This window comes from Burkholderia sp. AU30280 (assembly GCF_020420125.1).
Lineage (GTDB): Bacteria > Pseudomonadota > Gammaproteobacteria > Burkholderiales > Burkholderiaceae > Burkholderia.
The window spans coordinates 94,570-120,618 of record NZ_JAIZRY010000015.1; the positions used below are offsets into that span (position 1 = coordinate 94,570).

Sequence of the window (26,049 nt, forward strand, 5' to 3'; positions counted from 1 at the left end):
GCGCCGAGTTCATCCACCTTACAGGAGTCCATCGCGATGCCAACCGTCACAACGAAGGATCACGTCGAGATTTTCTACAAGGACTGGGGCCCGAAGGACGCGCAGCCCATCGTCTTCCATCATGGCTGGCCGTTGTCCGCGGACGACTGGGACGCGCAGATGCTCTTCTTCGTCCAGAAGGGCTATCGCGTCGTGGCGCACGACCGTCGTGGCCACGGCCGGTCGGCGCAGGTGTCGGACGGCCATGACATGGATCACTACGCGGCAGACGCGTTCGCGGTCGTCGAAGCGCTCGACCTGCGCAATGCGGTGCACATCGGCCACTCGACCGGCGGCGGCGAAGTGGCGCGCTATGTCGCGAAGCACGGCGAGCCGGCCGGCCGCGTCGCGAAGGCGGTGCTGGTCAGCGCGGTGCCGCCGCTGATGCTGAAAACCGAATCGAACCCCGAAGGCTTGCCGCTCGAGGTGTTCGACGGCTTCCGGAAAGCGCTCGCCGACAATCGCGCGCAGTTCTTCCTCGACGTACCGAGCGGCCCGTTCTACGGGTTCAACCGCGAAGGCGCAACCGTGCATCAGGGCGTGATCCGCAACTGGTGGCGGCAGGGGATGGAAGGCAGCGCCAAAGCGCATTACGAAGGCATCAAGGCGTTTTCGGAAACGGACCAGACCGAGGACCTGAAGGCGATCTCCGTCCCGACGCTCGTGCTGCATGGCGAAGACGACCAGATCGTGCCGATCGCGGATGCCGCGCTGAAGTCGATCAAGCTGCTGAAGAACGGCACGCTGAAGACGTACCCGGGCTACTCGCACGGGATGCTGACGGTCAACTCGGACGTCCTCAACGCCGACCTGCTGGCTTTCGTGCAGGCGTAATGTCGTCGGCGCAGGCCTGCCTCGGCGGGCCTGCGCTGTCATTGCGGGCCGGTGGCGCGAGGTTGCGCCAGTCGCGCCGTCGGCAACGCGGCGGGATCGCCGGCCGCAGCGGTCAACCCGGGCCGTTGAAGCGGATGCCCGGAAACGTCAGGCGCGGCATCCGGCTCTCCAGGAACGCGAGCAGTTCGCGTACCTGCGCGGCCTTGGCGGAGTCTTCCGGCCACACGAGATAGTACGCGTCGCCGGTATTGACGGCCGTCTTGAACGGCAGCACGAGCTGCTTTTCGTCGATGGCCGTCGCGCACAGCGCGAGATCGCCGATCGAGAGGCCGTGGCCGGCGATGGCCGCCGCGATCCCCTGTTCGAGCATGTCGAACACCTGCCCGCGCGTGATGTCCACGTCGAGATCATGGCCGCTGCCCTTAAGCCAGCGGCGCCAGTCGCGCCGATCGGGCGACGGGTGGATCAGCTCGCACGCCGCCGGATTCGTGCGTGCAACCGTCGCGGTCGCCCGCGAGCACACCGGAATCAGCCATTCGTCGAACAGCTTCACGCACTGCGTGGCCTCGCCGAACCTGCCTGCGCCGAGCAGGATCGCGCAATCGTAGGATTCGCTGAAAAAATCGACGGTATCGACATCCATCCACACGCTCGCGATCTGCACCTCGAACGCCGGCTGCGTGTCGCGGAACGCGGCCAGCGCGTCGAGCAGCCAGCGCATCGTGAGCGTGGACGGCGCCTTGAGCTTCAGCACGTCGCGTTGCGACTGGAACAGCACGCAGGCTTCCTCGATCTGCCGGAAGCCGCGCCGCAGGCCTGACGCGAGGATGTGTGCTTCCGCCGTCACGGTCATTTTCGGGCCGCGCCGGACGAACAGTTTCCGGCCGAAGTAGGACTCGAGTGTCCTGACGTGCTTGCTCACCGCGCTTTGCGTGAGGCTCAGTTCCTCGGCGGCCAGCGTGAACGAGCCGGTGCGCGCCGCGCTTTCGAACGCACGCAGCGCGTAGACAGGGGGGAGCGGTTTGGCCTTCACGGGTTTCGAATATGAATAAAACTCATGTCATCCGGCAGGATTTTCCGTTTTTCAGCTGCGGGCCGGGCACGTAATACTTCATTAAACCCTGCAATCCGCCGCGCTGAATCCCGATGATGCCACCGCGCCGGGCACACGCGTTAACCCATTCAACAACTTTTTGTCATGGCACTCCTCATGGCACTCCATTACCCGCTGCTGTTCGCCTATCTCGCCGCGATCGTGCTGCTCATCGCGACGCCCGGCCCGGTCGTCATGCTCGTGGTCGGCACCGTCGCGCGGCGCGGCTTCCGCCAGGGGATGCTGACCGCGGTGGGCGCGAATGCCGCGAGCCTCGTGATGATCGCGGGGGCGATGCTGATGGTGTTCGGCGTCGTGCTCGTCAGCGAGCGCCTGCTCACGGGGTTGCATGTGGCGGGTTGCCTCTTCATCGCGGTGCTGGCCGTCCGGACGCTGCTCGGCGAATGGCGCGCCGGCCGTGCGCGCGAGGGCCATGACGCCGCGCAAGGCGAACCGGCATCGCGGGCGCGGCGCTTGCCGGGTGCCGTGCGCGGCTTTCTGGTCGGCATCGCGAATCCGAAGGACCTGCTGTTCTTCGTCGCGTTCTTTCCGCAGTTTGTCGCCATCACGCCGGATTCGCGCGTGAGCCTGGCCATCCTGGCCGCGCTGTGGATCGCGGTCGATTTCACGATCCTGACCGCCTACATGGCCGCGATCAACCATCCGCTGATTCATCGCAAGCAGCGCTGGATCACGGCTTCGTCGGCGGGCGCGCTGCTCGTGATTGCGCTTGCCGGGCTCGGCGGCGCGATCGCGGGTGCCGCGTAAGCCCGTCGGCGATCGGCGTCACGCTTCGTTTGCCCCAACGCCTTTATCGAGTTCCATCATGTCCGGCACCGTCCGGGCTTTCTCCGAGCTAGCCGTTGCGCAGGAACACGACGTAGCCGCGGAACCACGGGTTCGTCGCGAGGTACGGCGGCGCGTCCCATTCGCCGCCCTGGATGATGCCGATGCGAAACGGCAACTGCAGCCGCGCGACGCGCGGCAGGTAGTTCGCGTAGTCGGGGATCGTGCTGCGGCCCTGGTAGGTCTGCACGACCACTTCGTCGACGATCCCCCTGAGCTGGTTGACCTGGTCGGTATCGATGCGGCTGCTCCAGTCGAGCAGACCCGTGATGCTCAGCCGGCAATCGGCGGGCAGTGTCTCGCGCAGCGACCGCAGGAATTCGAGGTAATCCTGCAGGTGGCGCGTCCGCGCATCGAAGTCGATCTGGATGCCGGTAATCGTGCGGCCCGATGCGCGCCAGCGCGTGAGCTGCGCGAGCATGATCTGCGTGACGCGCGGCGTCCAGCGCAGCGTATGCGCTCGATAGACGAGCCACACACGCGCCTGCGGGGCGGGCGGCAGTGCGACGCCCTGCGCGATCACGCGGACCTGCGACTCGTCCTGCGGCGATGCCTCGATCTGCCCCTGCAGCACGTAGACGGTGCGTGCGCCGTGCACGACCGCCTGCGGCTTGACGCCCGCCCATAGCCAGAACGCGTCGTACCGTGCGGCATCGACGGTGCCGGCCAGTGCGACGCGTCCGGCCAGCAGCAGTGCGATGCACGCCAGGCACGCGATACGGGTCACGCGGTGCTCACCAGTAGTAGCGAAGTTTCTGCGCCCACGGGCTGCCCGGGTAGCTGGCCTTCAGCGCATCGAACCAGCGCTTGCGCGTGTTCTTCGGCACGTCCTTGCCGCCGCATTCGTTGTAGCCGGCCGGCGCATAGCACTTGATCGCGCGGTAGTACGCGTAGGCGCGGTCGTTCGGGTTCGCCTGTGCATCGGCCATCACCGTCACGTAGCTCGACATCCGCTCGTACGGCTTGCCCGGGAACTGCGACGGCGCCCCGCCGAGCGCCGGCGGGATGCGCGTGGCGGAGGCCGCCGACGCGTTGCGCATCCACGGCGGCACCGGATCGCTTTCGAGGCCGGCAGCGGGCGGGTGCAGGCGCACGAAATCGGCGAGACAGTTCAGCCCCTTCGCATCGGCGGGATTCTGCTGGAGCGCCGCGGCGATGTCGTTCGCGGACGGGCACGGATAACCGTCTTCGTTTTTCGCACCGGCTGCGACGAACGGCTTCAACGGATCGGCAGGCTTGCCGGACACGAGCGCGGCGTCCGCGATGAACTCGCCGTAGTGCGAACGCGTGAGTTCCTTGTACAGCAGCGTATACAGCGCGGTGTCGCGCAGCGCGCCGCCGGCCGCCTGGTTTTGCGCCTGCGCGCGCAGCAGGTCCGCATTCGCCGAGCGTTGCAGCAGCACCGCGCGAATCGCGGCGTTCTGCACCGGCGAATCGTCGGCGAACGCGTCGTTGACGAGCCCGGCCTGCTCCAGGTTGATCGCGAGCGCGAGTTCCAGCGCTTCGCGCTGGAAGCGGAATTTGGCGAGCGGGATCAGGTCGCGCCACAGCTGGCGCGCCTTGTCGGTCTGGCCGCTGTCCTCCAGCGCGAACCCGCGCAGCGCCTGCTGGCTCAGGCCGAAGTAGTCGAGCGGCTCGGCCGGAGTCTGCGGCAGCAACGCGAGCGCGGCGTCCGGCTTGCGGCCGAGCTGGACATACCAGGTTGCGAGCAGGTAGTCGTAGAGCGCGGGCGCGTTCGCGAAGCGCGGCTTCTGCGCCTGCAGGTCGTCGAGCGTCAGGGGCTTGCGGCTCGAATCGCTGCTGTCCGACGTGCGCATGCGCAGCAGGTCGACGGTCGCGAGCACGGTCGGCGACTGGATCTGGCGCGCGTCGAATTCCGGCCCGAACAGCAGCTTGCTGTCGAGTTCGTTCGCCAGCTGGATCAGCGGCACGTTCGACGTCGCCGGCGACCAGCGCGCGAGCGCGTGGCCGTACAGGTCGGCCTGCTGCGTCACGTTGCCGCCGAGCCACGCGACACGCCGCAGCAGCCCCGTCGCGGAGGTCGCATAGCGCCCCTGCGGATACACCTTCAGGTAAGTGCGAAACACCGTATTCGCGGCGTCGAGCGACACCTTCTCCACGCGGTCGCGCGACGGCGTGGGGCTGTCGTTGCCGAACACGTTGGCCTGCGCGGCGTTCAACTGCGCGCGCCCGGCCATATAGAGGCCGGTTTCCTTCAGCCACGGGTTCGCGCTGTGCGACGCACTCGCGAAGGCTTTGGTCGCGGTGAGGAAGTCGGCGCGGTAGAACGCGTTCGTGCCGTCGAGGTACGCGGCGAACTGCTGACCGAGCGGCGACTTGACCGGCGGTTTCGTCCAGGCGGCGCTTGCGCCGCCGGCCGCGCAGGTTTTCTGCGCGATGTCGGCGCGCGCCGCGCGCAGGCGCGCGGCTTCATCGGCGGGGAGGCCGCCGGCACTGCCCAGGGCGTCGTTGAACGCGTCGGCGCCCGAGGCCATGCTGCGGCAGATGCTGCCTTCGCCGTCGGCGTACTGGTTCGACGGCGTTTCGGCATCCGTTGCGTTGCCATCTTTATCGGGCGCCTTCTGCCCGATATAGATCCATCCGGAGAAGTCCATCGGAAACGGCACGATGATCTGGTTGATCCGGTCTTTCGCCGGGATCGTCTTCGGATCCGGAAACGCCTGCGCGACCTTGGCGCTGTCGACCATCATCAGCATCGCGTTGATGCGCGTGTCGTTCGCGGGGCTCAGCATCGGCACGTTGGCGCAGGAGTAGGCGGTCTGGCGGAGCGTGGTCGGCGCATAGCAGCCGTCGTCGCCGCTGGCATGGGCGGCCGGAATCCAGAACAGGCCGGCCGCCAGCGCGGCGAACAGGTGTCGGTGCAGCAATGGGTGTTTGGGCATGTTTTTCTTGTGCCGGGTGTGGGGCCGCAGCGGCCGGTCTCTCAGGTGAGGCGTTTTCGCCCCGGCGCGTATCGTACCGCACTGCATGCACGAATTTCGCAGGTGCGGGCCGCGGCCGGGCGCATCGGTGACCGGTGCGCGCCGGCGGGCAAGCCGTGTCGATGGCCGGTGCGGCTTCCGTCTTACGCGTACGCGCTGCTGGCGACGCCGTCGTCGGCCGCATCGTCGATCGCGGCCCGCAAGTCGTCGATCGCCACCATCAGCTCGCGGACCTGCCGCAACGACGGGTACTGGTGCAGCACGGCATGCCATTGCGGCAGCGTCAGCAGCGCGTGCCAGACGACGCCGAGGCCGCCCGGATCGGCATCCGGCCGCTGCGCGAGCGCGCTCGCGTATTCGAGGCTGGCTTGCGCCGACAGCAGCTGCATCCGGCTTGCGGCGCCCAGCAGGCGCGGCGTCGCGTCGGCGGAGGCATCGCAGCAATAGAGCACTTCCCGTGGCAGCGTTGCTTCGTCGGTCGTCAGCGCATGCAGCGACGCGCCGTGCACGCGCACCGTGCCCTGGTGCGTCTCGAACGAATAGATCGTGTCCGGGTCGGCCTGCGCGAGCAGGTTCAGGCCGCGCAACAGCCGCGGCAGGTCGGTCGTCGCGGCATCCGCGGACGCCTTCGCTTCGACGAGGAAGCGCACGTTCCACGCGGGCGCCGGGTCATCGCCGCGCGGGCGTTCGAGCAGGATTGCGTCCCATTCGGTTTTCGCGCGATCGTGGCGGCCCGGTATCGATGACGGTACACGCATCGACGTCACCACCCGGTACGTGCGGTGCGCGTCGACGGCGTCGAGCCGGCGGGCCAGCGCGTCGAGCGCCTGTGCGGCCAGCGCTTCGACGGCCGCGCCGCGCTGCTGCGACGCGACGCCCTGCGCGACGGCGACGGTGCTGCCTTCGAGCGGGCCCTGGCGTACCCAGAGCGCACGGTAGCGACGCACGTGCTCGTCCGACGCCAGTGCGTCGACGCGCAGCATGCGCTCGAGCGCTGCGCTGTCTTTCAGCTTGACGATGTCCTGCTCGAACGCGGCGTCGGTCGCCATGTCGGGTAGCGCGAGCAGTTGCCGCAGCGTGTCGTGCAGTTCGGCCCACGACGCAGCGGCGGCGGCCGCATGCAGCCGCGCGAGCCCGTCGCGTTGCCACGGGCGGGCGCTGCGCTCGAGCTTGGCCGGGTGCGCGATCGCGTTGACGGCCGAGTGCAGCGCGCGGCGGTCCTGCTCGGCGCGGGCGGACAACGACGCGTATTCGCGCACGCTCGGCGCATCGTGTCGCAGCACCGCGGCCTGAAAGGCGGGATCGCCGGCGCGCGTGTCCATTGCATCCCGGATCATCTGCGCGAGGGCGTCGACGAAGCGCTGCCGCAGTACCGCGTCGGGCGTCTGTCCGTCGCTTCGCATCCTGCGCGCTTCCTCGATCACGATCGCGAGCGTGGCGGCCGGGTTGGCGGCGGCGTCGGCCGGCGACGACGCGCTGTCGAGCGGCGGCAGCCGGTAGCGGCGCGCGACGGTGCGCAGTGTTTCGTCGAGCAGGGCGGGAAGCGGTGTCAGCGACATGGTCGGTATCGGCGTGGAAGCGGCGCACATGCCTGAGGTTCGGGCTTGCGCGCGCGATGATGTGCAACGTTATCACGCCGGGACGGGCGGGATGCGGGGTGTGTCGTTGCGAAGGGGCTTGGTGGCGGGGCACGCGGCATCAGTCGCGAGCGATGTTCCTGGTCAACGTTTCGATGGTCAGGGTTTCGTCTCGCGGCCGGCCGACGCCGGCGTCGAACGGGTAGCCCGTCCGCTCGCCCGTTCGCATATAGCCGCGGCGCAAGTAGAAGTCGATCAGTTCGTGGCGGGCCGACAGGACGACCATCACGGCCGTTCCGAGCTTCCAGCGGCGAACGGCGAATTGCTCGGCTTCGTTGAGCAACGCCTTTCCGAGCCCGCGATCCTGCATCGACGGTGCGACGGCCAAGGTGCCGATATAGGCCGCGTCTCCGTCTTTCCTGACTTCGATGCAGCCGGCGACGCCGCCGTCGATCTCGGCGACGAGCAGGACGGCGTCCGGTGCCCGCAGCGTCGCGGCGAGCTGTGACGGCGTTATTCGCGGGCCGTCGATCAATGCGGATTCATGGGTCCATCCGGCGGCAGCCGTCGTCGGTCGGTACGCCGCATTGACCAGTTCGACGAGCGCGTCGATGTCTTGCTCGCCTGCTGCGCGGTAGCTGGCGGCGCGCTTGATCGCGCCTGTCGTTTCATCCATTGAAGCCCTCGGTGTCCGTTGCCGCGGTTTGTCCTGAAGGTCATGTCGTACAAGGGCAGACGAACGATCGTCCGGCATCGGCATCGGCATCGACCCGGCCGATCAACCGGCAATCCACATTTCGCGTCACGCTGAAGCGTGCGCGCCAGGTCACTGACATTATCTGCTTATGCGGCCCGTGCAGAACGGGCCGATTCCGACTCCGTCATGAACCGCGAACGTGCCTCCCCGCCATGCAGCAGCCCGTCATGCGCCGCAGCCCGCCCGCCGTCGCGGATCGGCTCCTGCTCCTCGCGCTCTCGACGTTATGGGGCGCGTCCTACACGTTCATGGCGCTGCTCGGCGAATCGCTGTCGGCATCGGCGTGGGTGGGACTCGGATGCGTCGTCGCGGGCGTGGCCGCGAGGACGCTGCCGTCACGGAAGCGTGGGTAGCGAAGCACCTGACACCGGCCACAAAGTGAGCCACGCGACGGGTGCTGCCGTCACCCTGCGGGCAACGGGCAACGGGCAACGGGCAACGGGCAACGGGCAACGGGCAACGGGCAACGGGCAACGACCAGCCCGCCCAGCCCGCCCAGCCCGCTCAGCCGTGCCCGCGTGCCCCGCGCATCACGCCGTCAACGTCACCGACAGGCTGCCGAGTTCGCCGAACCGCACCGTCAGCGCATCGCCGAGCGGCACGTCGATCGCGCCCGCGTACGAACCGGTCGTCACGATCTGCCCGGCGCGCACGGCGTCGCCGCGCGAGGCGAGGAAATTGACGAGCCACACCAGCGGTTTCAGCGGATCGCCATCCGGATGGCGGCCGTCGATCGCGCGGTTCAGCGCGCCCTCGAACGACAGCGCCAGCGTCTCGAGCGGCACGTTCAGCCCGTCGGGCACGACCGGGCCGACGCACAGCCCCTGGTTGAATTGCCCGTCGGCCAGCAGTTCGAACTTCGACGCGCGCGTGGGCTCCGCATAGCGGCAGCCGAGCACTTCGAGCACGATGCGCACTTCGCGGATCGCGTCGCGCACGTCCTGTTCGCCGTACGGCTCGCCGCGCGCGGGCAGGTCGCGATCGAGCACGAACGCGATCTCCGGTTCGATCCGCACGATCGGCCCGCCGACGACGCGGTACGGCGCATCGGCCTCGCGGATCGTCGACGCGAAAATCGGCGCGAGGATCACGCGGTCGGGCGGCGGCAGCGCACATTTCCAGCCGCCGACGGGTTCGCCGAGCAGGTCGGCCACGCGCTGCTGGATCGCGAGGGCGGTCTCGACGTTCTCGGGGCGCAGCGCATCGGGCAGCAGCGGGCCGGGCGAGCCGGCATGGCGGGCGGCGACGAGATGCTGGGCGGCGCCGTCCACGCGTTCGGTAGTCGTTGTCATGTCGGTTGAGCGAGTTGAAAGTGGGTCGGCAAATAAGGGCCGGACGAAAGTCGCACATTCGATGATAGCGCTTTCGGCACGATGAGCGCTCGATCCGGCTGTTTCGGGCGCTTGGTCAGCCGGGTTTGCGACCTTGCCGCGAGCGACATGTATTGGCTGCCCGTCGCGTCGCTTTGCCGCACGTGCGGCTCCCGCTCGACCTTGATCGCCGTCAACATTCGAGCCGGCCATCCGCCGATGATGGTGACAGGCCGTGTGCGATCGGACGCGCGGCCATTCACCCCAGTGAGGTTCGCATGTACAAGAAGATCATGGTGGCCGTCGACGGCAGCGCTTCGTCGAAACAGGCGCTGGCCGAGGCAGTGAAGGTCGCGCTGGCAGGCGACACGCACGTCAGTGCCGTGTACGTCGTCGACATGTCGGTGCTCTTTAACTACGCGGGCCGTCTCGACCCGCACGCGCTTGTCGAGGAACTGCGCGACGACGGGCGCAAGGTGTTGCGCGAAGCCGAACAGGTCATCGCGCTGGCCGGCGCGAAGGGCGAGGCCGAACTCGTCGAGACCGAGAGCATCGGCGAGGACATCGCGGAACGCCTGCAGCGCTACGTGAAGGAAGGCGGGATCGATCTCGCGGTGGTCGGCACGCACGGGCGGCGCGGTATCCGGCGCGTGCTGCTCGGCAGCGTGGCCGAGCGCTTCGTGCGCGGCTCGACGTGCCCGGTGCTGCTGATTCGCGGCGACGATGACGACCTCGCGGCTACGGCTGCCGCCGCTTAACGGCCGGGCGCGCGCGATGATACGCCGCCAGTCCCGGATCGTCGTCGCGGCGATCGCCGTGTTCGTGTCGCTCGCGGGGATGATGGCCGTCGTGTCGGGGCTGCTGTTCGACAACACGACGGCGCTGCGCGGCGGCGCGATCGCGCTGATCGTCGGCGTGGCCGGCTTTGTCGTGATGCTCAATCCGGGCGCGAAAGGCGAGGAGTGACGCGTTGCGTTGCATCGCTCCTTGAACGAATGCGCGTAGGCACGAAGCAGCGCTTTGCCGCCAACCGTCACGCGAGGGTGAACGCGTCCGGGAACGTCTACATGCTGTCCCGCGACGATCCATGCCAGCCGTGACCGGCGTTGTCCCGACGATCACGACCCGCGGCGCGTGCCGTTACGTGCCGCTCGTACCGGGCGGCGTCGCGCTGTCCGGGCTCGCCTGCACGTTCAGCCGCTTCAACGTCTCCGCCAGCTCCCCGTTCTTCGGCTGAACCTTCCGCGCCTGCGCGAACGCTTCGCGCGCTTCATCCCGGCGACCCAGTTTCCACAGCACTTCGCCCTTGTGCGTCAGACCGGTCGCATAGGCTTCGCTCGCGTCCTCGTCCGTGTCGCCGTCCTTCGCGAAGATCGCGATGGAGCGGTTGAACCACGTGAGCGCTTCGTCGTAGCGGCCGAGCCGATACAGCGCCCAGCCCTTGCTGTCGAGCGCATACGCATCGTTCGGCGATTGCGCGAGATGCGCGTCGATCATCGCGAGCCCGCGCTCGACCGCGATGCCGGCGTCGGCGAGCTGGTAGCCGATGTCGTTCAGGTGATCGTCGGGAATCCTGTCTAAATCGAGCGCGGCGGCCACGCGGCCCTCGTCGCGTTCGGCGATCGCGAGCGACAGCAGCTTGGCGACGATCTGCTGCCGCAATTCGCTGCTGATCCGGTCGCCGTTGGCGACCAGGCTGCCGAGGTATTGCGTGTACAGGTCAGGCGCGCCCGGCGTGTTCGCGCTGTTCGCGATGGTCAGGCCCGGGCCCGCGCACCAGTCGGCGTCGGCCGACCCGGCCAGCATGCCGGTGTAAAGATTGACGCTGCGCGGCGTGTGGGTTTGCGCGTAGTAGGTGTAGCCGTTCGCATCCGAATAGCCGCACGCCAGATATTCGTTCTCCACGTCCAGCACGTACGGGAAATGGCCGAGCGGCGCCGTGCCGCCCGGGTCGACCAGCCGGAACGATTCGCCCAGATCGCCGTCGCCGACGATCGGGTTGAACACCCATTGCTTCTCCGGATGCCGTTTCGGCAGCCGGACCCGGACGGTGCGCCCGGCCGCGTCGGTCGTGCCGAAGATCACGCTGTCATGCTGCTCCGGCTTGACGGGCAGCCCCGCGATGACCTGACCGGGCAGGAACAGCCGGTAGCGCGCATTCGGCAGCGGCTCGCGCGTGACGGGGTCGCGCAACACGAACTGGTGAACGTAGGCCCCTGTTCCGAGCGACGCCGTCGGCGCGACGTAGGTGCGTGCGAAGGCGGCGGGCAGGGCGGTGCAGCTCAAGGCCGCGGCAACGAGCGCGGCAAGCAGGCGGGATGTCATGAAATGGCGGTTCTTGTTGGTAAAGGTGTGATTGACCGACGGCCGGAAATGCACTGAACGAACCGCGCGACCTTCGATATCCCGCTGCGGATACCGATACGGATGGCCGGAACGTCCAGCGCAAATCAATGCGGATCGCGCCCGCTGCCACGTGATGCGAGGAAGCGGCGGACGGATGACGCGCGAATGCAGTGCGCAGCATAACAGGCCGTGTCGAGCGTCTCGCTCGTGCACGCGTATCCTGCCCGGCGCGCCACGCGCGACGTTTGCGGCCGCGCGCGCTTCTGTCAAACTGGCGCCTATGAAACCGCGTCTCATCTCACCGCCTTCCTCCGATTCCGCGCCTGCGCCCGCAGGCTTTCCCGACGCCGACGAACTTGCCGCGCTGCGCGCGTGGTACGCGGGCATGACCGTGCGCCAGGCCGTCGAGCGCTATCTGCCCGATCGGCTTGGCGAAGGACGGTCGGCGCGCGGCGTGATCGGCGGCATCCGGCGCCGCCTCGTGCGCGTCGCGCGGCAGGTTGGCCGGCCCGATCTCGCGGAGCGGCTCGGTCATGCCGACGGTGAGCGTTTGCAGGAGGCGAAGGCTGCCGCGGAAGCGATCGGCCAGCTGCGTCACGCGCACACACCGGTCCCGCAGATCAGCGACGATGTCGGCCTGTGGCTGCCCGCGCGCGCGGTCGTCGCGCTGCGTGCGCACGGGATCGCGACGCTCGCCGATCTGACGGTGCGGATTCCGCGCCGGCGCCAGTGGTGGCGCGCGATCGCGGGCCTCGGCGTGGCGAGCGCGCGGCACATCGAGGCGTTTTTCGCCGCGCATCCGGAACTGACCGAACGGGCGCGCGCGCTGATCGCGGCGACGCCGCGCGGCAGCATCGTGCCGTGGGAGCACCTGAAGCTGCCGCACGAGGTCGACGGTTCGGCCGGCACGTTCCGCGCGCCGCGCGCGACCAGCACGCTCGATGCGGACAACGACTACGCGGCCGTGCACGCGTGGCTGTCGCTGCACGAATCGGCCGCGACGCGGCGTGCATACCGGAAGGAGGCCGAGCGGCTGATCCTGTGGGCGATCGTCGAGCGCGGCCGCGCGCTGTCGTCGCTGACGACCGAGGATGCGCTCGCGTATCGCGCGTTCGTGCGGCGCCCGACGCCGCACGAACGCTGGGTCGGGCCCGTGCGGCCGCGCGGTGCGCCGGACTGGCGGCCGTTCTCGGGCGCGCTGTCCGCCCGCTCGGCCGCGTACACGCTGTCGGTGCTCGGCGCGCTGTTCCGCTGGCTGATCGAGCAGCGCTACCTGCTCGCGAATCCGTTCGCGGGCGTCAAGGTGCGCGACACGCGCGGCGCGAACGCACTCGACACGTCGCATGCGTTCACCGAAGGCGAGTGGCTGCTCGTGCGCACGATCGCCGACGGGCTCGAGTTCCGCAAGGGCACGACGGCCGCGCCGCAGTCGGGCTGGACGCCGGCCGCCGCGCAACGGCTGCGCTTCATTCTCGATTTCGGCTATGCGACCGGGTTGCGTGCCAGCGAACTGGTCGGTGCGACGCTCGGCGACATCGAGACCGATGCGCACGGCGACGCGTGGCTGAAGGTGATCGGCAAGGGCAGCAAGGCCGCACGCGTCGCGCTGCCGCCGCTCGCGCGCACGGCGCTCGACCGTTTCCTGGTCGCACGCCGGCTGCCGGTCACGCCGTCACGCTGGCGGCCCGACACGCCGCTGATCCCGAGCCTCGCGGAAGACGGCGCGGCCGCGATCACGAGCGTGCGGCTGTGGAAGGTGATGCAGCGTTTCTTCGCGCAGACGGCCGATCAGGTCGATGCCGACAACCCCGCACTCGCGCAGAAGTTGCGGCAGGCAAGCCCGCACTGGATGCGTCATACGCACGCGACGCATGCGCTGGCGCGCGGCGCCGAATTGACGACCGTGCGCGACAACTTGCGACATGCATCGATCTCGACGACGTCGATTTATCTGCACGGGGACGACGTGAAGCGGGCGAGGCAGATGTCGAGCGCGTTTGCGGCGGACAAGTAACGGCATCGTTCCGGTCGGGCGGCTGCTGCGGTCGCGTGCGGGGCATGTCTGCTGTCGGCGCGTGTTCTGCCTCTGCCACCCGCGTTTCCGCGCCACGCTCGAAAGTGGAGCGGCCGTGGTGCGGCGCTGGCGAATGCGTGCGGTTTCGGCCGGACGGAAAACAAGCAGCGCAGTTTTCAGCGCGGACTGGAGGTTGCACCGTCATGCAACTGTCACGGCGCAGAGCGCAGGGCGCCATGGGCCGGCAAGCCTTGCCGCCCGCGCGTGAATCCGCGTTCCGCCGACGAATGAATGCCGCACTGCACCGCCGCGGGATTCACCCATCGTGCGGAACGGTCCGCCGCACACGACAGTCATAAACTTTTTGAAAGGAGCAGCGGATGGCATCGAGCCAAGGCACGGTTGATTTCATCGTCGAGCAGATGGCGGCGGCCGGCACGGTATCGGCGCGCAAGATGTTCGGCGAGTACGGCATCTATTGCGACGGCAAGATGGTCGCGCTCGTCTGCGACGATCGGCTGTTCATCAAGCCGACGGCCGAAGGCCGCGCGTTTCTCGGCACGTGCGAAGAGGGTTCGCCGTATCCGGGCGCGAAGCCGCACCTCGTGATCGGCGGCGAGCGCTGGGACGATCGAGAATGGCTGTCGGCACTGATCCGGATCACCGCCGCGCAGTTGCCGGTGCCGGTGAAGCGGAGTCGATAACGGCCCGCTCGCGTGCCATGTTGCGCTGCGGCCAGGCGTATTCTGTGAAACATGTGCGCGACCCTCACGCGCCAGGCGGGAGCACAAGAATGAAGACATCCGGAGATCCGCGCGGCACGCGGCTTGCTCGCCGCGCCTGGCACGCGCTTGTCGCGGCCTTATGTGTCGGCTGGAGCGCGCAGTCGTTCGGCGCGGACGATGCGGCGACGCTGCTCGAGCGTTACCGCAGCCTCGGCGCGCAACTGAAGGACAACGCGTTCCACCGGCCGCTGGTCCTCGAATCGGCGGAAGCGTCGTCGTCGCTGAAGGGCGACATCTACGCGGTGGTCGACTATCCATACGCGGTCGTGAGCGGCCAGCTCGACGATCCCGCGCAGGGCCCCGCGAACTGGTGCGCGGTGCTGATCCTGCACCTGAACACGAAGTATTGCCATGCGTCGACCGGCAGCAACGGCCCGGTGCTCGACGTGAACCTCGGCCGCAAGATCCAGCAGAAGCTGTCGGACACCTATCGCGTGCAGTTCCGCTATCGCGTGGCGGCCGCGACGCCCGACTATTTCCAGGTCGACCTGACCGCCGACAGCGGCCCGATGGGCACGAAGGATTACCGGATCGCGCTGGAAGCCGTGCCGGTCGGCGGTTCGCGCACGTTCCTGCATCTCACGTATTCGTATGGCTTCGGCACGGTCGGGCGCATGGCGATGAAGACCTACCTCGCGACCGTCGGCAGCGACAAGGTCGGCTTTACGAACATCGGTGGCGGATCGGCCGCGCAGCCGCAGTACATCGGCGGCGTGCGCGGGCTGCTGGAGCGCAACACGATGCGCTACTACCTCGCGATCGATACCTATCTCGCGACGCTCGACAAGCCGCTCGACCAGCGCCTCGCGCGCTGGTTCGACGCGACCGAGCAGTATCCGCAGCAACTGCACGAGGTCGAGCGCGGCGCGTATATGCAGATGAAAGCGCAGGAGGTGCAGCGGCAGCAGGCGGCGCGGTGACGCCGCCTGCTGCCGGCTGCTCGGCGTCGATCAGTTCGACGCGCCGCCGACCGTGCGGATGCTGCGCCACTGCCCCTGTTCGACGCGGAACAGCGTGTACGGCGGCTTGATCAGGTCGCCGCGCGCGTCGAACGAGATCTTCCCGGTCACGCCGGTGACCGATACGCCGGGCAGGCTCGCGACGATCTTGCCGCGATCGGTCGAATCGGCCTTGTGAACGGCCGCGATCATCGCGAGCGCCGCGTCGTACGCGAACGGCGCATACAGCTCGACGTCCTGGTTGAAGCGCGCCTTGTAGCGCTGCGCGAACGCGACGGCCGACGGCAGCTTGTCGAGCGCCGGCCCCGGTTCGAGATCCTGCGTGCCTTCGCCCGAGCTGCCGGCAATCGTCAGGAATGCGTTGCTCTTCAATGCGCCGGCGCCGAACAGCTGTGCGCGGATGCCGAGCGAGCGCATCTGCTTGACGAGCATCGCCCCCTGTTCGTCGAGCCCGCCGAAGAACAGCAGGTCGATGTTGTTGCTCTTCATCGTCGTCAGGATGCCGCGGAAATCGACGGCCTTGTCGTTCGTGTATTCGCGATCGACGACGCTGCCGTGCGCGTCCTTCACGCCTTTCTCGAACGCGTCCGCGAGCCCCTGCCCGAACGCGGTGCGATCGTCGATGATGCCGATTCGCTTCGCCTTCAACTGCTCGACCGCGAAGCGGCCGGCCACCACGCCGCCGACGCCGTCGTGCCCCATCGTGCGGAACACGTTCTTGAAGCCCTGCATCGTCAGCTGCGGATTGGTCGAGCCCGGCGTGATCATCGCGACGTTCGCCTGCCGGTAGACGGCCGACGCGGGAATGCTGCAGCCCGAGTTGTAGTGGCCGACCACGCCGATCACGCCGTCGTCGACGAGCTTCTGCGCGACCTGGATCGCGATGCGCGGATCGGCCTGGTCGTCCTGCACGTCGAGCACGAAGCGCACGGGCTTGCCGCCCACGGTCGGATGTTTCGCGTTCTCTTCGTCGAGCGCGAGTTGCGCACCGTATTGCAGATCCTTGCCGACGCGCGCGACGGGCCCCGTCAGCGGGCCGGCGAAGCCGATCCTGATGGTTTCCGGATCCGCGGCGTGCGCGGGTGCGGCGACCGTGCCGATCGAACAGAGCGCCAGCCATGCCAGCCAGTTACGACGATTCATGATGCCTCCTTGCAGGGGTGGAAGTCGCGGCGCGCGTCAGAATCGCGCGGCCCGGTACGGCGTGAGGTCCAGCGGCGGTGCGCGCTGGGCGACGAGGTCGGCGACGATTTGCCCGGTGATGCCGGCGAGCGTCACGCCGAGATGCTGATGGCCGAATGCATGGATCACGCGCGCGCTGCGCCGCGCGCGGCCAATCACGGGCACGCCGTCCGGCAGCGTCGGCCGGAAGCCGAGCCAGTTGCGCGTCGGGGTGCCGAGCGACGGCACGGCTTCGCGTGCGGAACGCGTGAGCAGTGCGACGAGCGACGGATTCATCGGCGCGTCGAAGCCGCCGAGTTCGACGGTGCCGGCCGCGCGCAGCCCTTCGTCGAGCGGCGTCATGTAGAAGCCGCGCTCGGCCCAGCCGACCGGCCGCGTGACGGCCGGTTCATGCGCGCCGAACTGCACGTGATAGCCGCGCTCGGTATCGAGCGGCACCGCGTCGCCGCACGCGGCCGCGAAGGCGCGCGAGCGTGCGCCGGCGGCAATCACGACGTGATCGAACGCGCGCGCGGCGCCGCCCGCATGCAGGTTCACGCTATCGCCGGCGGGCTCGATCCGGTCGACCCGCGCGCGTTCGAGCGTCGCGCCGCCGGCGGCGAGGTGCGCGAACAGTTCGCCGAGAAAGCCGCACGGATCGGAGAAATGCCAGCTTCCGACGAACAGCACACCGCGCGTGAAGATCGGCGCGAGTGCGGGTTCGAGCTGGCGGATTGCGCTGGCGTTGAGCGTCTCGAACGGCACGCCGAGCCGGCGCCGCAGCGCGAGCGACGGCTGCGCGGCGTCGAACGACGCCTGCCGCGCGTACAGGTACAGGCATTCGCGCGGCCGCACGAACGCCGCGAGCCGCGGCGTTTCGAGGAGCGGTGCATAACCGTCGGCGGCATGGGACAGCAGCGCGGCTAGCGCACGCGCGCTCCGTTCGTGCCGCGCCGGCGTCGATGCGAGCAGGAACCGCGCGAGCCACGGCGCGCCGTGCAGCAGGTACGGCCAGCGGATGCGCAGCGGGCTGTCGGCGGCGAACAGGAAATGGGGGATGTTGCGGAATACCGACGGGCCGTTCACCGGCACGCAGCCATACGGCGCGAACGTCGCCGCATTGCCGAACGACGCGCCCTGGCCGACGCCGGCCGGATCGAACAGCGTCACGCGATGCCCGTCGCGCTGCAGCCATGCCGCCGCGCCGAGCCCGATGAAGCCTGCACCCACGATGGCGACGTTCGCCATGACGCATCTCCTCCGGTCCACATGAGTCACACAAAGTTGAGATAAAGAATCACACAGCAATTTTTTGTGTGCAATCAAAATCAGATTGTGTGGTGCTGGTGTTTACCCGATTTCAACTTATTGATTCAACGGATATTTGAACTGACGTTTGACGGGGAGGGGATGTCGGATACAATCGCTGGGCAGGTCAAAATGGCAGACAAACGCTTTTTGTGTGGTCACGGGCGACAAATGGCATCAGACAAACTTTCCGGCGAGCGGGATGGCAGCCTGCCGGCAGCGGCGAAGCGGCCGACTTACGTCGAGGTATCGAGCTCGATCGAGGCGGAAATCCGCAACGGCACGTATCCGCCGGGCAGCCGCCTGCCGCCGCAGCGCCAGCTCGCGACCGAGCTCGGGATCAACGTGTCGACCGTGTCCCGCGCGTACAAGGAACTGCAACTGCGCGGCCTCGTGATCGGCAGCAAGCGCCGCGGCTCGCTCGTCACCGGCGGCGCAATGCCGAGCATCGCGCCGGCCCGCGCGTCGCTCGCGGCGGGCAACGGCGTGATCGACCTGACCGTGAACCGTCCGGCAACCGGCGAATTTCTCGCGAGCCTCGCGCAGACGTTCGCCACGCTGCCGAACGATCCGCGTTTTGCCGCGCTGCAGGAATACCAGCCGCCGCAGGGGCCCGACTGGGCACGCGCGGCCGGCGCGCGGTGGCTTGCCGCGCCCGGCTTCGCGCCGTCGAGCGATCAGGTGGTCGTCACGAGCGGTGCGCAGCACGGGCTGTATGCGGTGCTGAACAGCCTGATCGGCACCGACGGCGTGATCGTCGCCGATCGCCTCACGTATTACGGGCTCAAGGCGCTCGCGCCGGTGTTTCAGTTCGAGATCGTCAGCGCGCCTTCCGATGACGACGGCCTGCTGCCCGACGAGATCGAGCGGATCTGCGAGCGCATGCCGGTCAAGGCGATCTTCGTCGTGCCGAACCTGCAGAACCCGACCGTGACGACGATGAGCCTGGCTCGCCGGATGGCGCTCGTCGACATCGCGCGGCGTCATCACGTAACGATCATCGAGGACGATGTATACGGCCCGCTCGTGCGCGACCGGCTGCCGGCGATCGCGGGGCTGTGCCCGGAGCTGACGTTCCATATCGGCGCGACGTCGAAGATCCTCGCGCCGGGGCTGCGCCTCGGCTACCTGAGCTGTCCGCGCGACAGCGTCGCGCTGTGCGCGGAGGCGGTGCGCACGACGGCATGGATGCCGGCCCCCACGTCGATGCTGATCGCGACGGTGTGGATCGAGAACGGCACCGCCGAGCGGATCATGGGCGCGCAACTCGCGGAGATCCGCGCGCGCGTCGATCTCGCGCGGGAGCTGCTGCCGGCCGGGCAGCTGAAATCCGATCCGGCCTGCATGTTCGTGTGGCTGCGCCTGCCGCCGCCGTGGCGGGCCGACGACTTCGCCGCGAATGCGAAGGCGCGCGGCGTGATCGTGATGCCGTCGTCGACGTTCGCGGTCGATCGCGCGGAAATCGAGCACGGCGTGCGCATCAACCTCGCGTGCCCGGCCACGCGCGACGAACTCGTCAATGGCCTGCGGATTCTCGCCGGCACGTTGAAGGACCGGCCGCGCGCGCTGTTCGGTTCGATCTGACGGCGGGCGTTCAGTCGAGCAACCCCGCGACCACATCGACGATCCGCTGCAGCAGCGCTTCGTCGTAAGGTAGCCACGGCACCGCGCGCAGCGGCGACGGCGGCGGCTCGATCGCGGGTTCGACAGGTTCGCCGTCGCGCATCACGCGCCCGGTCGCGCAATGCACCGACCACGCGCCGACGCGCACATGGCGTTCGTCGATCGTCATCTTCCCTTGCGCCACCGGCTCGGCGAACACGAGCGACAGCACGTGCCGGCGATGCCGCGCCATCGTGCCCAGCGGCATCTCCGACAACCGGTTCAGGCGCTGCCAGCGTTGCGCTTCGCGTTCGCGCTGGCGCACCGGGTCGACCGTGAGTGCGGCGGCGGCCGCGCGCGTCGCGTCGTCGTCGAGCGCGAATGCGGCGACGCTCACGAGCAGGTCGACGGCACGCGCCACTTCCGAGAACACGACACGATCGATCTCGCCGATCGGCAGCGGCACCCAGCGCCGGTCGTGCCGGCGTTCGAAGTGCAGCCGGCGCGACGTGCCGTGGCTTTCCGAGCCCGGATAGAGTCGCGCATCGACGAAGAAGGTCGCGCGCACGTCGCCGAATTCGCGGACGAGCCCGTCGTCGTATGCCCGGATCGACCAGCCTTCGCGGCGCGCGACGCCAATCAGCGGCCGGCTCGACAGCACGTGGCCTTCGAACATCGCGGACTCGTTGCCCGCCGCGTCGCCGTCGGCCGGCACGTAGTATTCGCGGAAGGCCTGCCTGACCGGTTGCCGCAGCGTGCGGCCGACGATCGCGCGTTGCCACGCGATCCGCTCGTCCGCGTCGGCCAGCAACGGGTGCCATAGCCTGATGTCGCTGTCGTCGGCGAGGTCGATCGCGTGTCCGGCCACGTCGCGCAGCACGACCTTGCCTTTAGCGATGTCCGGCATGAACGAATGCGTCGACCCATCGGGGCCGCGCGCGTGCCAGATCATGCGTGTGGCGAACGCCGCGCCGGCTGGCGCATCGACGAGGCGCTCGCGCCATTCGGCATGGCCGAGCGTCATCGACTGCCAGAAGCCGGCTTCCATGCACGTGGCGAGCATCGCAAGCTGCTTCTTGTCGGGCTTCGCGTCGAGCGTCATGCGCAGCGCGGTGTGCGGCCGCTCGCCGAGCGCGCGTTCGGCCGGCTTCAGGTTGCGCGCGAGTTTCTTCTGCACGCCGGCATGACGCACGATGGCGAGCGCATCGCGTAGCGCACGCACGCTCTCGGGTGTCGGGATCGTCTCGATCGCGTGGCCGAGCGCGATCGCAAGCGACTGCGACGGCGCGGTCTTCGCGGCCGTCGGCGCGACGCACACGCCGGTCAGCAACGGCCCGATCAGCGGGCGCAGCCACGCTTCGTCGCGATAGGCGGCCACGCGCGCGGCGCGCGCGACGACCTGCGCGTCGTCGGTCGTGAACGCGCGATCGGCCTCGTAGGGCACGGCACCCGCATGGAGCGCCGCGACTTGCCGCGCGGCCTCGGTCAGTGCGTCGCGCGCGAACGCGACATACGCGGCGTCTTCCGCGAGCGTGACAGCGGGATCGCTGAGGTCGAGCCACAGCCGCTTCGGCGCGAAGTAGCCGTCGTTCGTCGCGGCCAGCGCGAGCAGCGCGGCCGGCCCGAGTTCGGGCAGCACGTCGAGTTCGCGCACGCGAAACGGCGAATCCGCCAGCGCTTGGGCATACGCGTCGCGTCGCGCCGAGAAGTCGCGGCGGCCGGCGAACCGGTCGAGCGCATACACGCCATACGTGCTGGATCCCGAGCGCACGTCGCCTTCCTCCGGTTCGCCCGCAATGCGCGCGAGTTCGGCTTGCAGCGCCGGCGACGGCATGGTGTCGAGGCAGGGTAACGCCTCCAGCGCGCGTTTCCACTCGCCGGCCGGGATGTCGCGGAACAGTTCGAGCGCGGCATCGGCGTCGACGAGCGGCACGAGTCCGAGCGCATCGATTTGATCGTGCAGCCAGCGCGCGAATTGGGCGCGCGGATCGTCGAACGCCTGGTCGCGCACCAGGATCTCGTGCTCGACCCGACGCAATGCGGGCCAGACTGCGCCGAGCCCGTGCGCGTCGAGTGTCGACAGGTCGATCGGCGTGCCGGTGAAGTGCGGGTGGTCGGTGCGGCCGGTCAGCCGCGCGACGAGCTGGTCGACGAGGGCGCGATCAGTCATCCGCGGTCTCCATGGCGGACGTGTCGTTCTGGCGCCGTTTCTGTACTTTCCAGGCGGTGCGGATCATGCCGCCGACGGCGGATGCCTGTTCGATCGTGTACTGCATGGTCTGACTCCGGCAGTGAAAACCGTGCGGACGCACAGTATTGCACCCCAATTGATGCAGCCGGGCGAAAGGCCGTGCGGCGGGCGTTCCGGGCCGATCCGGCCACGCCGCGCAAGGCTTCCGTCCGTCCGGCCATTTCATAAGACGTACAGTTTTCTCGCGATACGCGATTCGCGCCGAACTGTACTCTTGTCCGCGTGGTCGATGTGTGTACTCGCCGTCAACTGTTCTGCTCTTAAGATTCCATCATCAAGTGCACAGTGCCGCAGATCCCGTTGTACCGGAACCCTGTTGGCGCATCTTCAAGAGCGAGCCAGTGCGATGGAAAAGGCAAAACCGGAGGGAAAGATCAGGAATCACGACGGCCCGGTCGGCGGGCAAGACACGTGCGTGCCGGACGCGCGCGGCAGGGCGGCACGGCGGCGCAGGCCGGCGGGAGGCGCGCGATGAAGCTCTATGAAAAACTCGCGGACGACATCGAGCGCCTGATCCGCCAGGGCGTGTACCGGCACGGCGACCGGATTCCGTCGGTGCGGCAGGCGAGCCAGCAGCACCGGATCAGCATCACGACCGTGCTGCACGCGTATCTGCTGCTGGAAAGCCGCGGGTTGCTCGAAAGCCGGCCGCAGTCGGGCTATTTCGTGAACCTGCGGCGCGACGACAACCATGCGCCGGTGCGCGAGCTGCGGCCGTCGAAGCCGATCGCGATCTCGTCGTCTGTCGACGTGAGCCGGCTGGTGCTGTCGACGCTGCGCTCGATCGGCGCCGACGACGCGGTGCCGCTCGGCTCGCCGTATCCGGACCCGAGCCTGTTCCCGTTCGAGAAGCTGAACCGCTACGCATATGCGGCCGGCCGCGACAAGTCGCTGTGGGGCGTGACGGACGGGTTGCCGCCGGGGCATCCGCGGCTGATCCGGCAGATCGCGCGACGCTACCTGGAAAACGGGATGTCGGTGGACCCGAACGAGATCATCGTGACGGTCGGCGCGACGGAGGCGATCAACCTGTGCCTGCAGGCCGTCGCGAAGCCGGGCGACACGATCGCGGTGGAATCGCCGACGTTCTACGCGATGCTGCACGCGATCGAGCGGATGGGGATGAAGGCGATCGAGGTGGCGACGCATCCGGAATACGGGATCGACATCGCGGCGCTGGCCGCGATTGCGAAGTCGCAGCCGATCGCGGCCTGCATGGTGATGCCGAACTTCCAGAACCCGCTCGGCTTCCAGATGCCGGACGAGCGCAAGCGCGAGCTGGTCGAGTTCGCCGCGAAGGCCGGGATGCCGCTGATCGAAAATGGCGTGTACAACGAACTGTATTTCGGCGACGCGCATCCGAGCTCGCTGAAGTCCTACGACCGCAGCGGGATCGTGCTGCATTGTTCGTCGTTCTCGAAGAGCCTGACGGCTGCGTACCGGATCGGCTGGGCACTGCCGGGGCGGTATCGTGACCAGGTCGAGAAGCTGAAATTCCTGAACACGCTCGCGACGCCGTCGCTGCCGCAGCTCGCGATCGCGGAGTTTCTCGAACGCGACGGCTACGAGCATCACCTGAGGCGGATCCGCAAGGCGTATGCGCAGCAGGCGAACCTGATGCGCGCGATGGTGTCGCGGTTCTTCCCGGAAGGCACGCGCATCTCGAGTCCGGCCGGCGGGTACGTGCTGTGGGTCGAACTGCCCGCGCAGGTCGATGCAATGCGGCTGTACCAGCTCGCGCTGGAGCAGGGGATCACGATCGGGCCCGGCTACATGTTCTCGATCACGGACAGCTACCGGAATTTCATCCGGCTGAACTACAGCAGCCCGTGGTCGCCGGAGATCGAGCAGGCGGTGATCACGGTCGGCAAGCTGGCCTCCGCGTGCATGCGGTGAGCAGGCGGGAGCGGCATCTTGCGTTTCGACGACGAAGCCGGCCTTGTGCCGGCTTTTTTCCTGACGGCAGGGGGCCGCCGTCGCGTTACCCGCTCATCGCGCCGCGCGAATCTGTCGAGCCGGGCCGCGATGCCGGCCGCGCGCGGCCGATAAGCGACGTCAGCGCGTGCGAATCGCAACGGGCGATCGATGTCATGCCGGGTTCACTCCGGCACATCGTGATGTCAGCCGCCCGTCACCGGCGGAAAAAACGCCACCTCGCTATCCTCCCGCACGACGAATCCCCCCGTCACCATCTCGAGATTGACGGCCGCGCGCACGGGCCGGTCCGTCCGCAGCGCTTCCGCGCTGCGCGCGTCGCGTGCGGCCAGCGTGTCGCGCAGCGCGTCGACGGTGAGTTCGCGCGCATCGATCTCGACGATTTCCTCGTCGAGATCGAGTTGTTCGCGAATGCTTGCAAAGTATTTGATCGTCAGTTTCATCGCGATGTCTTGAAAGGAATCGGCGGAATCGGAAAGGGCGTGGAGCGCCCGCTCAGCCCCAGCGCCGCATCGCCTGGTCGTCGTGCGCTTTCGCCTCGACCCAGCCGGATACGCCGTCGTGGCGGATCTCCTTCTTCCAGAACGGTGCGTGGGTCTTCAGGAAGTCCATCAGGAATTCGCACGCATCGAACGCGGACCCTCGATGCGCGGCGGCCACCACGACCAGCACGACCGCCTGGCCGAGCGGAATGCGGCCGACCCGATGCACGATCTTGATCGCTTCGAGCCGCCAGCGTGCGCTGGCTTCCTCGACGATGCTCCACAGCGCCTGTTCGGTCATCGTCGGATAGTGCTCGACCTCGAGCGCGATCACGTCGTCGACGTCGCCTTCGTTGCGCACGACGCCGAGGAAATTCACGACCGCGCCGACATTCGGATTGCGAACGATCGGCGCGAGCTCGGCACCGGCATCGATCGACGCGTACTGCACGCGCACTTCAAAGCCGGCGGCAATCGACGGTGGCGGCTCGGGGTGCGGGTCGGTCGCGCCGTCGGGAGCGAGGCTGCCGGCGTGCAACGGATCGTCCGGCTGCCCGGCGCGGGATTCGGTGAAGGTCGTCATGACGGTTCTCCTGTAAGCGGGGCGTCCGGTGTCGCTTGGCGGCCCCTCAGCCGCCGACCAGCGACATGCGCACGGTCGGATAGGTCTTGCCTGGCGCACGGGCCGGCCGCGCGGCCCGGCGCTCGGAGTAGCGGTCGTCGCGGTGCGTCCAGCGGTCGCGCACGGCGACGGCGAGGTCGGCGATCGACGCCGCGTCGTCGAGCCAGGGCCGCAGATCGGCGCCTTGCGTCGCGAACAGGCACGTGTAGAGCTGTCCGTCGGCCGACACGCGGGCGCGCGAGCAGGTGCCGCAGAACGGATGCGACACGCTTGCGATGAAGCCGACTTCGCCCGCACCGTCGATGTGCGCGCAACGGATCGCGGTCGCGTCGTGCCCCGGTTCTCCGACGAGCACGAGCGGATAGTGTTCGTCGATCAGCTCGCGCATGCGCGCGGCCGGCACGACCTTGTCGCCGGACCAGAAGCTCGCGCCGCCGACATCCATGTATTCGATGAAACGCACGGCCACGCCCGACTGCCGGAAGTGCCGCACGAGCGGCAGGATCTGGTCGTCGTTCGCGCCGCGCTCGATCACCGCGTTGACCTTGACCGGCGCGAGCCCGGCCGCCTGCGCGGCCTCGATACCGGCCAGCACGCGCGACACGGGCACGTCGGCGTCGCTCATCCGGCGGAACACCGCATCGTCGAGCGCATCGAGGCTGACCGTCACGCGCGACAGGCCCGCGTCGCGCAGCGTGCGCGCCTTCGCGGCCAGCAGCGAGCCGTTGGTCGTCAGCGCGATTTCGACGGGCTTGCCATCGACGGTCGTCAGCACGGCGAGGCGTTCGATCAGCGCTTCGAGGTTGCGGCGCAGCAGCGGCTCGCCGCCCGTGATGCGGATCTTTTCGACGCCGAGCGACGTGAACGCGCGGGCGATCTTTTCCAGTTGCGCGAACGACAGCCGCTCGGACGACGGCATGAATGCATAGTCGGCGCCGAAGCTTTCGCGTGGCATGCAGTAGCCGCAGCGGAAATTGCATCGATCGATCACGGACAGGCGCAGGTCGCGCAGCGGGCGGCCGAGCGTGTCGGACGTGCGGGGGAAAGCGCCGGGCGATGCGCCGCCGAAAAGTGCGGCAGCGGCCGGTGCGGCGGAAGCGATGGCATTCACGATCGGTTCGTCGGCCTGCAGGAAGTAAGCGGTGGGGCGTCGCCGGTCGGCCGTGCGTGTGCGGATGGGCAGGCG

At 68.4% G+C, this 26,049-nt stretch carries 23 protein-coding genes; 9 read left to right on the forward strand and 14 right to left on the reverse strand.

Translation table 11 applies throughout. The annotated features are described in order from the left end of the window. Positions 1-36: 36 nt before the first annotated feature. Positions 37-873: an alpha/beta fold hydrolase gene (locus LGN17_RS29150; RefSeq protein ID WP_226200510.1), complete on the forward strand. Its 837-nt coding sequence runs from the start codon at positions 37-39 to the stop codon at positions 871-873. Between the two features lie 112 nt (positions 874-985). On the opposite strand, the gene LGN17_RS29155 is transcribed toward LGN17_RS29150, so the two are convergent. Continuing rightward, positions 986-1,906, reverse strand: coding sequence for a LysR substrate-binding domain-containing protein (locus tag LGN17_RS29155; RefSeq protein ID WP_226200512.1), 921 nt, complete (start codon positions 1,904-1,906; stop codon positions 986-988). Positions 1,907-2,083: 177 nt separating this feature from the next. Between LGN17_RS29155 and LGN17_RS29160 the strand changes: the two genes are divergently transcribed. After that, on the forward strand, positions 2,084-2,734 hold the full coding sequence (locus LGN17_RS29160; RefSeq protein ID WP_226200514.1) for a LysE family translocator: 651 nt from the start codon (positions 2,084-2,086) through the stop codon (positions 2,732-2,734). A gap of 88 nt (positions 2,735-2,822) precedes the next feature. Here the strand turns inward: LGN17_RS29160 and LGN17_RS29165 are convergent, their stop codons facing one another. The 6 genes from LGN17_RS29165 to LGN17_RS29190 all read right to left on the reverse strand — a co-directional run bounded on the left by LGN17_RS29165 (position 2,823) and on the right by LGN17_RS29190 (position 9,598). Continuing rightward, complete coding sequence (locus tag LGN17_RS29165; RefSeq protein WP_226200630.1) at positions 2,823-3,530, reverse strand: DUF3142 domain-containing protein; 708 nt, start codon at positions 3,528-3,530, stop codon at positions 2,823-2,825. 16 nt (positions 3,531-3,546) lie between these two features. Continuing rightward, positions 3,547-5,715, reverse strand: a complete 2,169-nt coding sequence (locus LGN17_RS29170) for a hypothetical protein (RefSeq protein WP_226200516.1) — start codon at positions 5,713-5,715, stop codon at positions 3,547-3,549. 182 nt (positions 5,716-5,897) lie between these two features. Further along, the gene (locus tag LGN17_RS29175; RefSeq protein ID WP_226200518.1) at positions 5,898-7,313 is read right to left on the reverse strand and encodes a 3-deoxy-D-arabino-heptulosonate 7-phosphate synthase; all 1,416 of its coding nucleotides are present in this window, start codon (positions 7,311-7,313) and stop codon (positions 5,898-5,900) included. Positions 7,314-7,452: 139 nt separating this feature from the next. Continuing rightward, on the reverse strand, positions 7,453-8,097 hold the full coding sequence (locus tag LGN17_RS29180) for a GNAT family N-acetyltransferase (RefSeq protein WP_226200520.1): 645 nt from the start codon (positions 8,095-8,097) through the stop codon (positions 7,453-7,455). 521 nt (positions 8,098-8,618) lie between these two features. Further along, positions 8,619-9,380: a 2-keto-4-pentenoate hydratase gene (locus LGN17_RS29185; RefSeq protein WP_175952070.1), complete on the reverse strand. Its 762-nt coding sequence runs from the start codon at positions 9,378-9,380 to the stop codon at positions 8,619-8,621. Beyond that, a complete protein-coding gene (locus LGN17_RS29190) occupies positions 9,377-9,598 on the reverse strand; it encodes a hypothetical protein (RefSeq protein ID WP_226200521.1) in 222 nt (73 codons plus the stop codon). Before LGN17_RS29190 ends, LGN17_RS29185 begins: the two co-directional genes overlap by 4 nt. Positions 9,599-9,676: 78 nt before the next feature. Here LGN17_RS29190 and LGN17_RS29195 point away from each other — a divergent pair, with 78 nt between their 5' ends. Continuing rightward, positions 9,677-10,156 (forward strand): universal stress protein, encoded by a 480-nt coding sequence (locus LGN17_RS29195; RefSeq protein ID WP_226200523.1) that lies wholly within the window; start codon positions 9,677-9,679, stop codon positions 10,154-10,156. A 16-nt stretch (positions 10,157-10,172) separates the two neighbouring features. Then, on the forward strand, positions 10,173-10,364 hold the full coding sequence (locus tag LGN17_RS29200; RefSeq protein WP_226200524.1) for a DUF2964 family protein: 192 nt from the start codon (positions 10,173-10,175) through the stop codon (positions 10,362-10,364). 174 nt (positions 10,365-10,538) lie between these two features. On the opposite strand, the gene LGN17_RS29205 is transcribed toward LGN17_RS29200, so the two are convergent. Then, complete coding sequence (locus LGN17_RS29205) at positions 10,539-11,723, reverse strand: tetratricopeptide repeat protein (RefSeq protein WP_226200526.1); 1,185 nt, start codon at positions 11,721-11,723, stop codon at positions 10,539-10,541. Positions 11,724-12,024: 301 nt separating this feature from the next. Between LGN17_RS29205 and LGN17_RS29210 the strand changes: the two genes are divergently transcribed. The 3 genes from LGN17_RS29210 to LGN17_RS29220 all read left to right on the forward strand — a co-directional run bounded on the left by LGN17_RS29210 (position 12,025) and on the right by LGN17_RS29220 (position 15,463). Beyond that, positions 12,025-13,758, forward strand: coding sequence for a site-specific integrase (locus LGN17_RS29210; RefSeq protein ID WP_226200528.1), 1,734 nt, complete (start codon positions 12,025-12,027; stop codon positions 13,756-13,758). 380 nt (positions 13,759-14,138) lie between these two features. Continuing rightward, positions 14,139-14,462, forward strand: a complete 324-nt coding sequence (locus LGN17_RS29215) for a TfoX/Sxy family protein (RefSeq protein WP_226200530.1) — start codon at positions 14,139-14,141, stop codon at positions 14,460-14,462. A gap of 89 nt (positions 14,463-14,551) precedes the next feature. Further along, positions 14,552-15,463, forward strand: coding sequence for a hypothetical protein (locus LGN17_RS29220; RefSeq protein ID WP_226200532.1), 912 nt, complete (start codon positions 14,552-14,554; stop codon positions 15,461-15,463). Between the two features lie 30 nt (positions 15,464-15,493). Here the strand turns inward: LGN17_RS29220 and LGN17_RS29225 are convergent, their stop codons facing one another. After that, positions 15,494-16,645 carry a branched-chain amino acid ABC transporter substrate-binding protein gene (locus tag LGN17_RS29225; RefSeq protein ID WP_226200533.1) on the reverse strand — a complete coding sequence of 384 codons (1,152 nt, stop codon included), beginning with the start codon at positions 16,643-16,645 and terminating at the stop codon, positions 15,494-15,496. 36 nt (positions 16,646-16,681) lie between these two features. Further along, positions 16,682-17,911: an NAD(P)/FAD-dependent oxidoreductase gene (locus LGN17_RS29230; protein ID WP_226200535.1), complete on the reverse strand. Its 1,230-nt coding sequence runs from the start codon at positions 17,909-17,911 to the stop codon at positions 16,682-16,684. 231 nt (positions 17,912-18,142) lie between these two features. On the opposite strand from LGN17_RS29230, the gene LGN17_RS29235 reads away from it, so the two are divergent. Then, complete coding sequence (locus LGN17_RS29235) at positions 18,143-19,555, forward strand: PLP-dependent aminotransferase family protein (protein ID WP_226200537.1); 1,413 nt, start codon at positions 18,143-18,145, stop codon at positions 19,553-19,555. Between the two features lie 10 nt (positions 19,556-19,565). Here the strand turns inward: LGN17_RS29235 and LGN17_RS29240 are convergent, their stop codons facing one another. Continuing rightward, positions 19,566-21,743: a DUF4132 domain-containing protein gene (locus LGN17_RS29240; RefSeq protein ID WP_226200538.1), complete on the reverse strand. Its 2,178-nt coding sequence runs from the start codon at positions 21,741-21,743 to the stop codon at positions 19,566-19,568. A 552-nt stretch (positions 21,744-22,295) separates the two neighbouring features. On the opposite strand from LGN17_RS29240, the gene LGN17_RS29245 reads away from it, so the two are divergent. Next, the gene (locus LGN17_RS29245; protein ID WP_226200540.1) at positions 22,296-23,720 is read left to right on the forward strand and encodes a PLP-dependent aminotransferase family protein; all 1,425 of its coding nucleotides are present in this window, start codon (positions 22,296-22,298) and stop codon (positions 23,718-23,720) included. Between the two features lie 224 nt (positions 23,721-23,944). Here the strand turns inward: LGN17_RS29245 and moaD are convergent, their stop codons facing one another. From moaD to moaA, 3 genes are read right to left on the reverse strand one after another with little or no spacing between them, the layout of a single operon-like run. Next, a complete protein-coding gene (gene moaD / locus LGN17_RS29250) occupies positions 23,945-24,202 on the reverse strand; it encodes a molybdopterin converting factor subunit 1 (RefSeq protein WP_011349653.1) in 258 nt (85 codons plus the stop codon). A 52-nt stretch (positions 24,203-24,254) separates the two neighbouring features. Beyond that, a complete protein-coding gene (locus LGN17_RS29255) occupies positions 24,255-24,824 on the reverse strand; it encodes a molybdenum cofactor biosynthesis protein MoaE (protein ID WP_226200542.1) in 570 nt (189 codons plus the stop codon). A 46-nt stretch (positions 24,825-24,870) separates the two neighbouring features. After that, positions 24,871-25,995, reverse strand: coding sequence for a GTP 3',8-cyclase MoaA (gene moaA / locus LGN17_RS29260; protein ID WP_226200631.1), 1,125 nt, complete (start codon positions 25,993-25,995; stop codon positions 24,871-24,873). Positions 25,996-26,049: the final 54 nt, after the last annotated feature.

Bases quoted from the DNA above. Each gene is read 5' to 3' on its own strand.
- LGN17_RS29210 (WP_226200528.1), top strand. From the start codon at position 12,025: ATGAAACCGCGTCTCATCTCACCGCCTTCCTCCGATTCCGCGCCTGCG.
- LGN17_RS29195 (WP_226200523.1), top strand. From the start codon at position 9,677: ATGTACAAGAAGATCATGGTGGCCGTCGACGGCAGCGCTTCGTCGAAA.
- LGN17_RS29175 (WP_226200518.1), bottom strand. From the start codon at position 7,313: ATGTCGCTGACACCGCTTCCCGCCCTGCTCGACGAAACACTGCGCACC.
- LGN17_RS29180 (WP_226200520.1), bottom strand. From the start codon at position 8,097: ATGCCGATGCCGATGCCGGACGATCGTTCGTCTGCCCTTGTACGACAT.
- LGN17_RS29220 (WP_226200532.1), top strand. From the start codon at position 14,552: ATGAAGACATCCGGAGATCCGCGCGGCACGCGGCTTGCTCGCCGCGCC.
- LGN17_RS29200 (WP_226200524.1), top strand. From the start codon at position 10,173: ATGATACGCCGCCAGTCCCGGATCGTCGTCGCGGCGATCGCCGTGTTC.
- LGN17_RS29160 (WP_226200514.1), top strand. From the start codon at position 2,084: ATGGCACTCCATTACCCGCTGCTGTTCGCCTATCTCGCCGCGATCGTG.
- moaD (WP_011349653.1), bottom strand. From the start codon at position 24,202: ATGAAACTGACGATCAAATACTTTGCAAGCATTCGCGAACAACTCGAT.
- LGN17_RS29230 (WP_226200535.1), bottom strand. From the start codon at position 17,911: ATGGCGAACGTCGCCATCGTGGGTGCAGGCTTCATCGGGCTCGGCGCG.
- LGN17_RS29245 (WP_226200540.1), top strand. From the start codon at position 22,296: ATGAAGCTCTATGAAAAACTCGCGGACGACATCGAGCGCCTGATCCGC.
- LGN17_RS29240 (WP_226200538.1), bottom strand. From the start codon at position 21,743: ATGACTGATCGCGCCCTCGTCGACCAGCTCGTCGCGCGGCTGACCGGC.
- LGN17_RS29205 (WP_226200526.1), bottom strand. From the start codon at position 11,723: ATGACATCCCGCCTGCTTGCCGCGCTCGTTGCCGCGGCCTTGAGCTGC.
- LGN17_RS29215 (WP_226200530.1), top strand. From the start codon at position 14,139: ATGGCATCGAGCCAAGGCACGGTTGATTTCATCGTCGAGCAGATGGCG.
- LGN17_RS29255 (WP_226200542.1), bottom strand. From the start codon at position 24,824: ATGACGACCTTCACCGAATCCCGCGCCGGGCAGCCGGACGATCCGTTG.
- LGN17_RS29170 (WP_226200516.1), bottom strand. From the start codon at position 5,715: ATGCCCAAACACCCATTGCTGCACCGACACCTGTTCGCCGCGCTGGCG.
- LGN17_RS29190 (WP_226200521.1), bottom strand. From the start codon at position 9,598: ATGTTGACGGCGATCAAGGTCGAGCGGGAGCCGCACGTGCGGCAAAGC.
- LGN17_RS29235 (WP_226200537.1), top strand. From the start codon at position 18,143: ATGGCATCAGACAAACTTTCCGGCGAGCGGGATGGCAGCCTGCCGGCA.
- LGN17_RS29150 (WP_226200510.1), top strand. From the start codon at position 37: ATGCCAACCGTCACAACGAAGGATCACGTCGAGATTTTCTACAAGGAC.
- LGN17_RS29185 (WP_175952070.1), bottom strand. From the start codon at position 9,380: ATGACAACGACTACCGAACGCGTGGACGGCGCCGCCCAGCATCTCGTC.
- LGN17_RS29225 (WP_226200533.1), bottom strand. From the start codon at position 16,645: ATGAATCGTCGTAACTGGCTGGCATGGCTGGCGCTCTGTTCGATCGGC.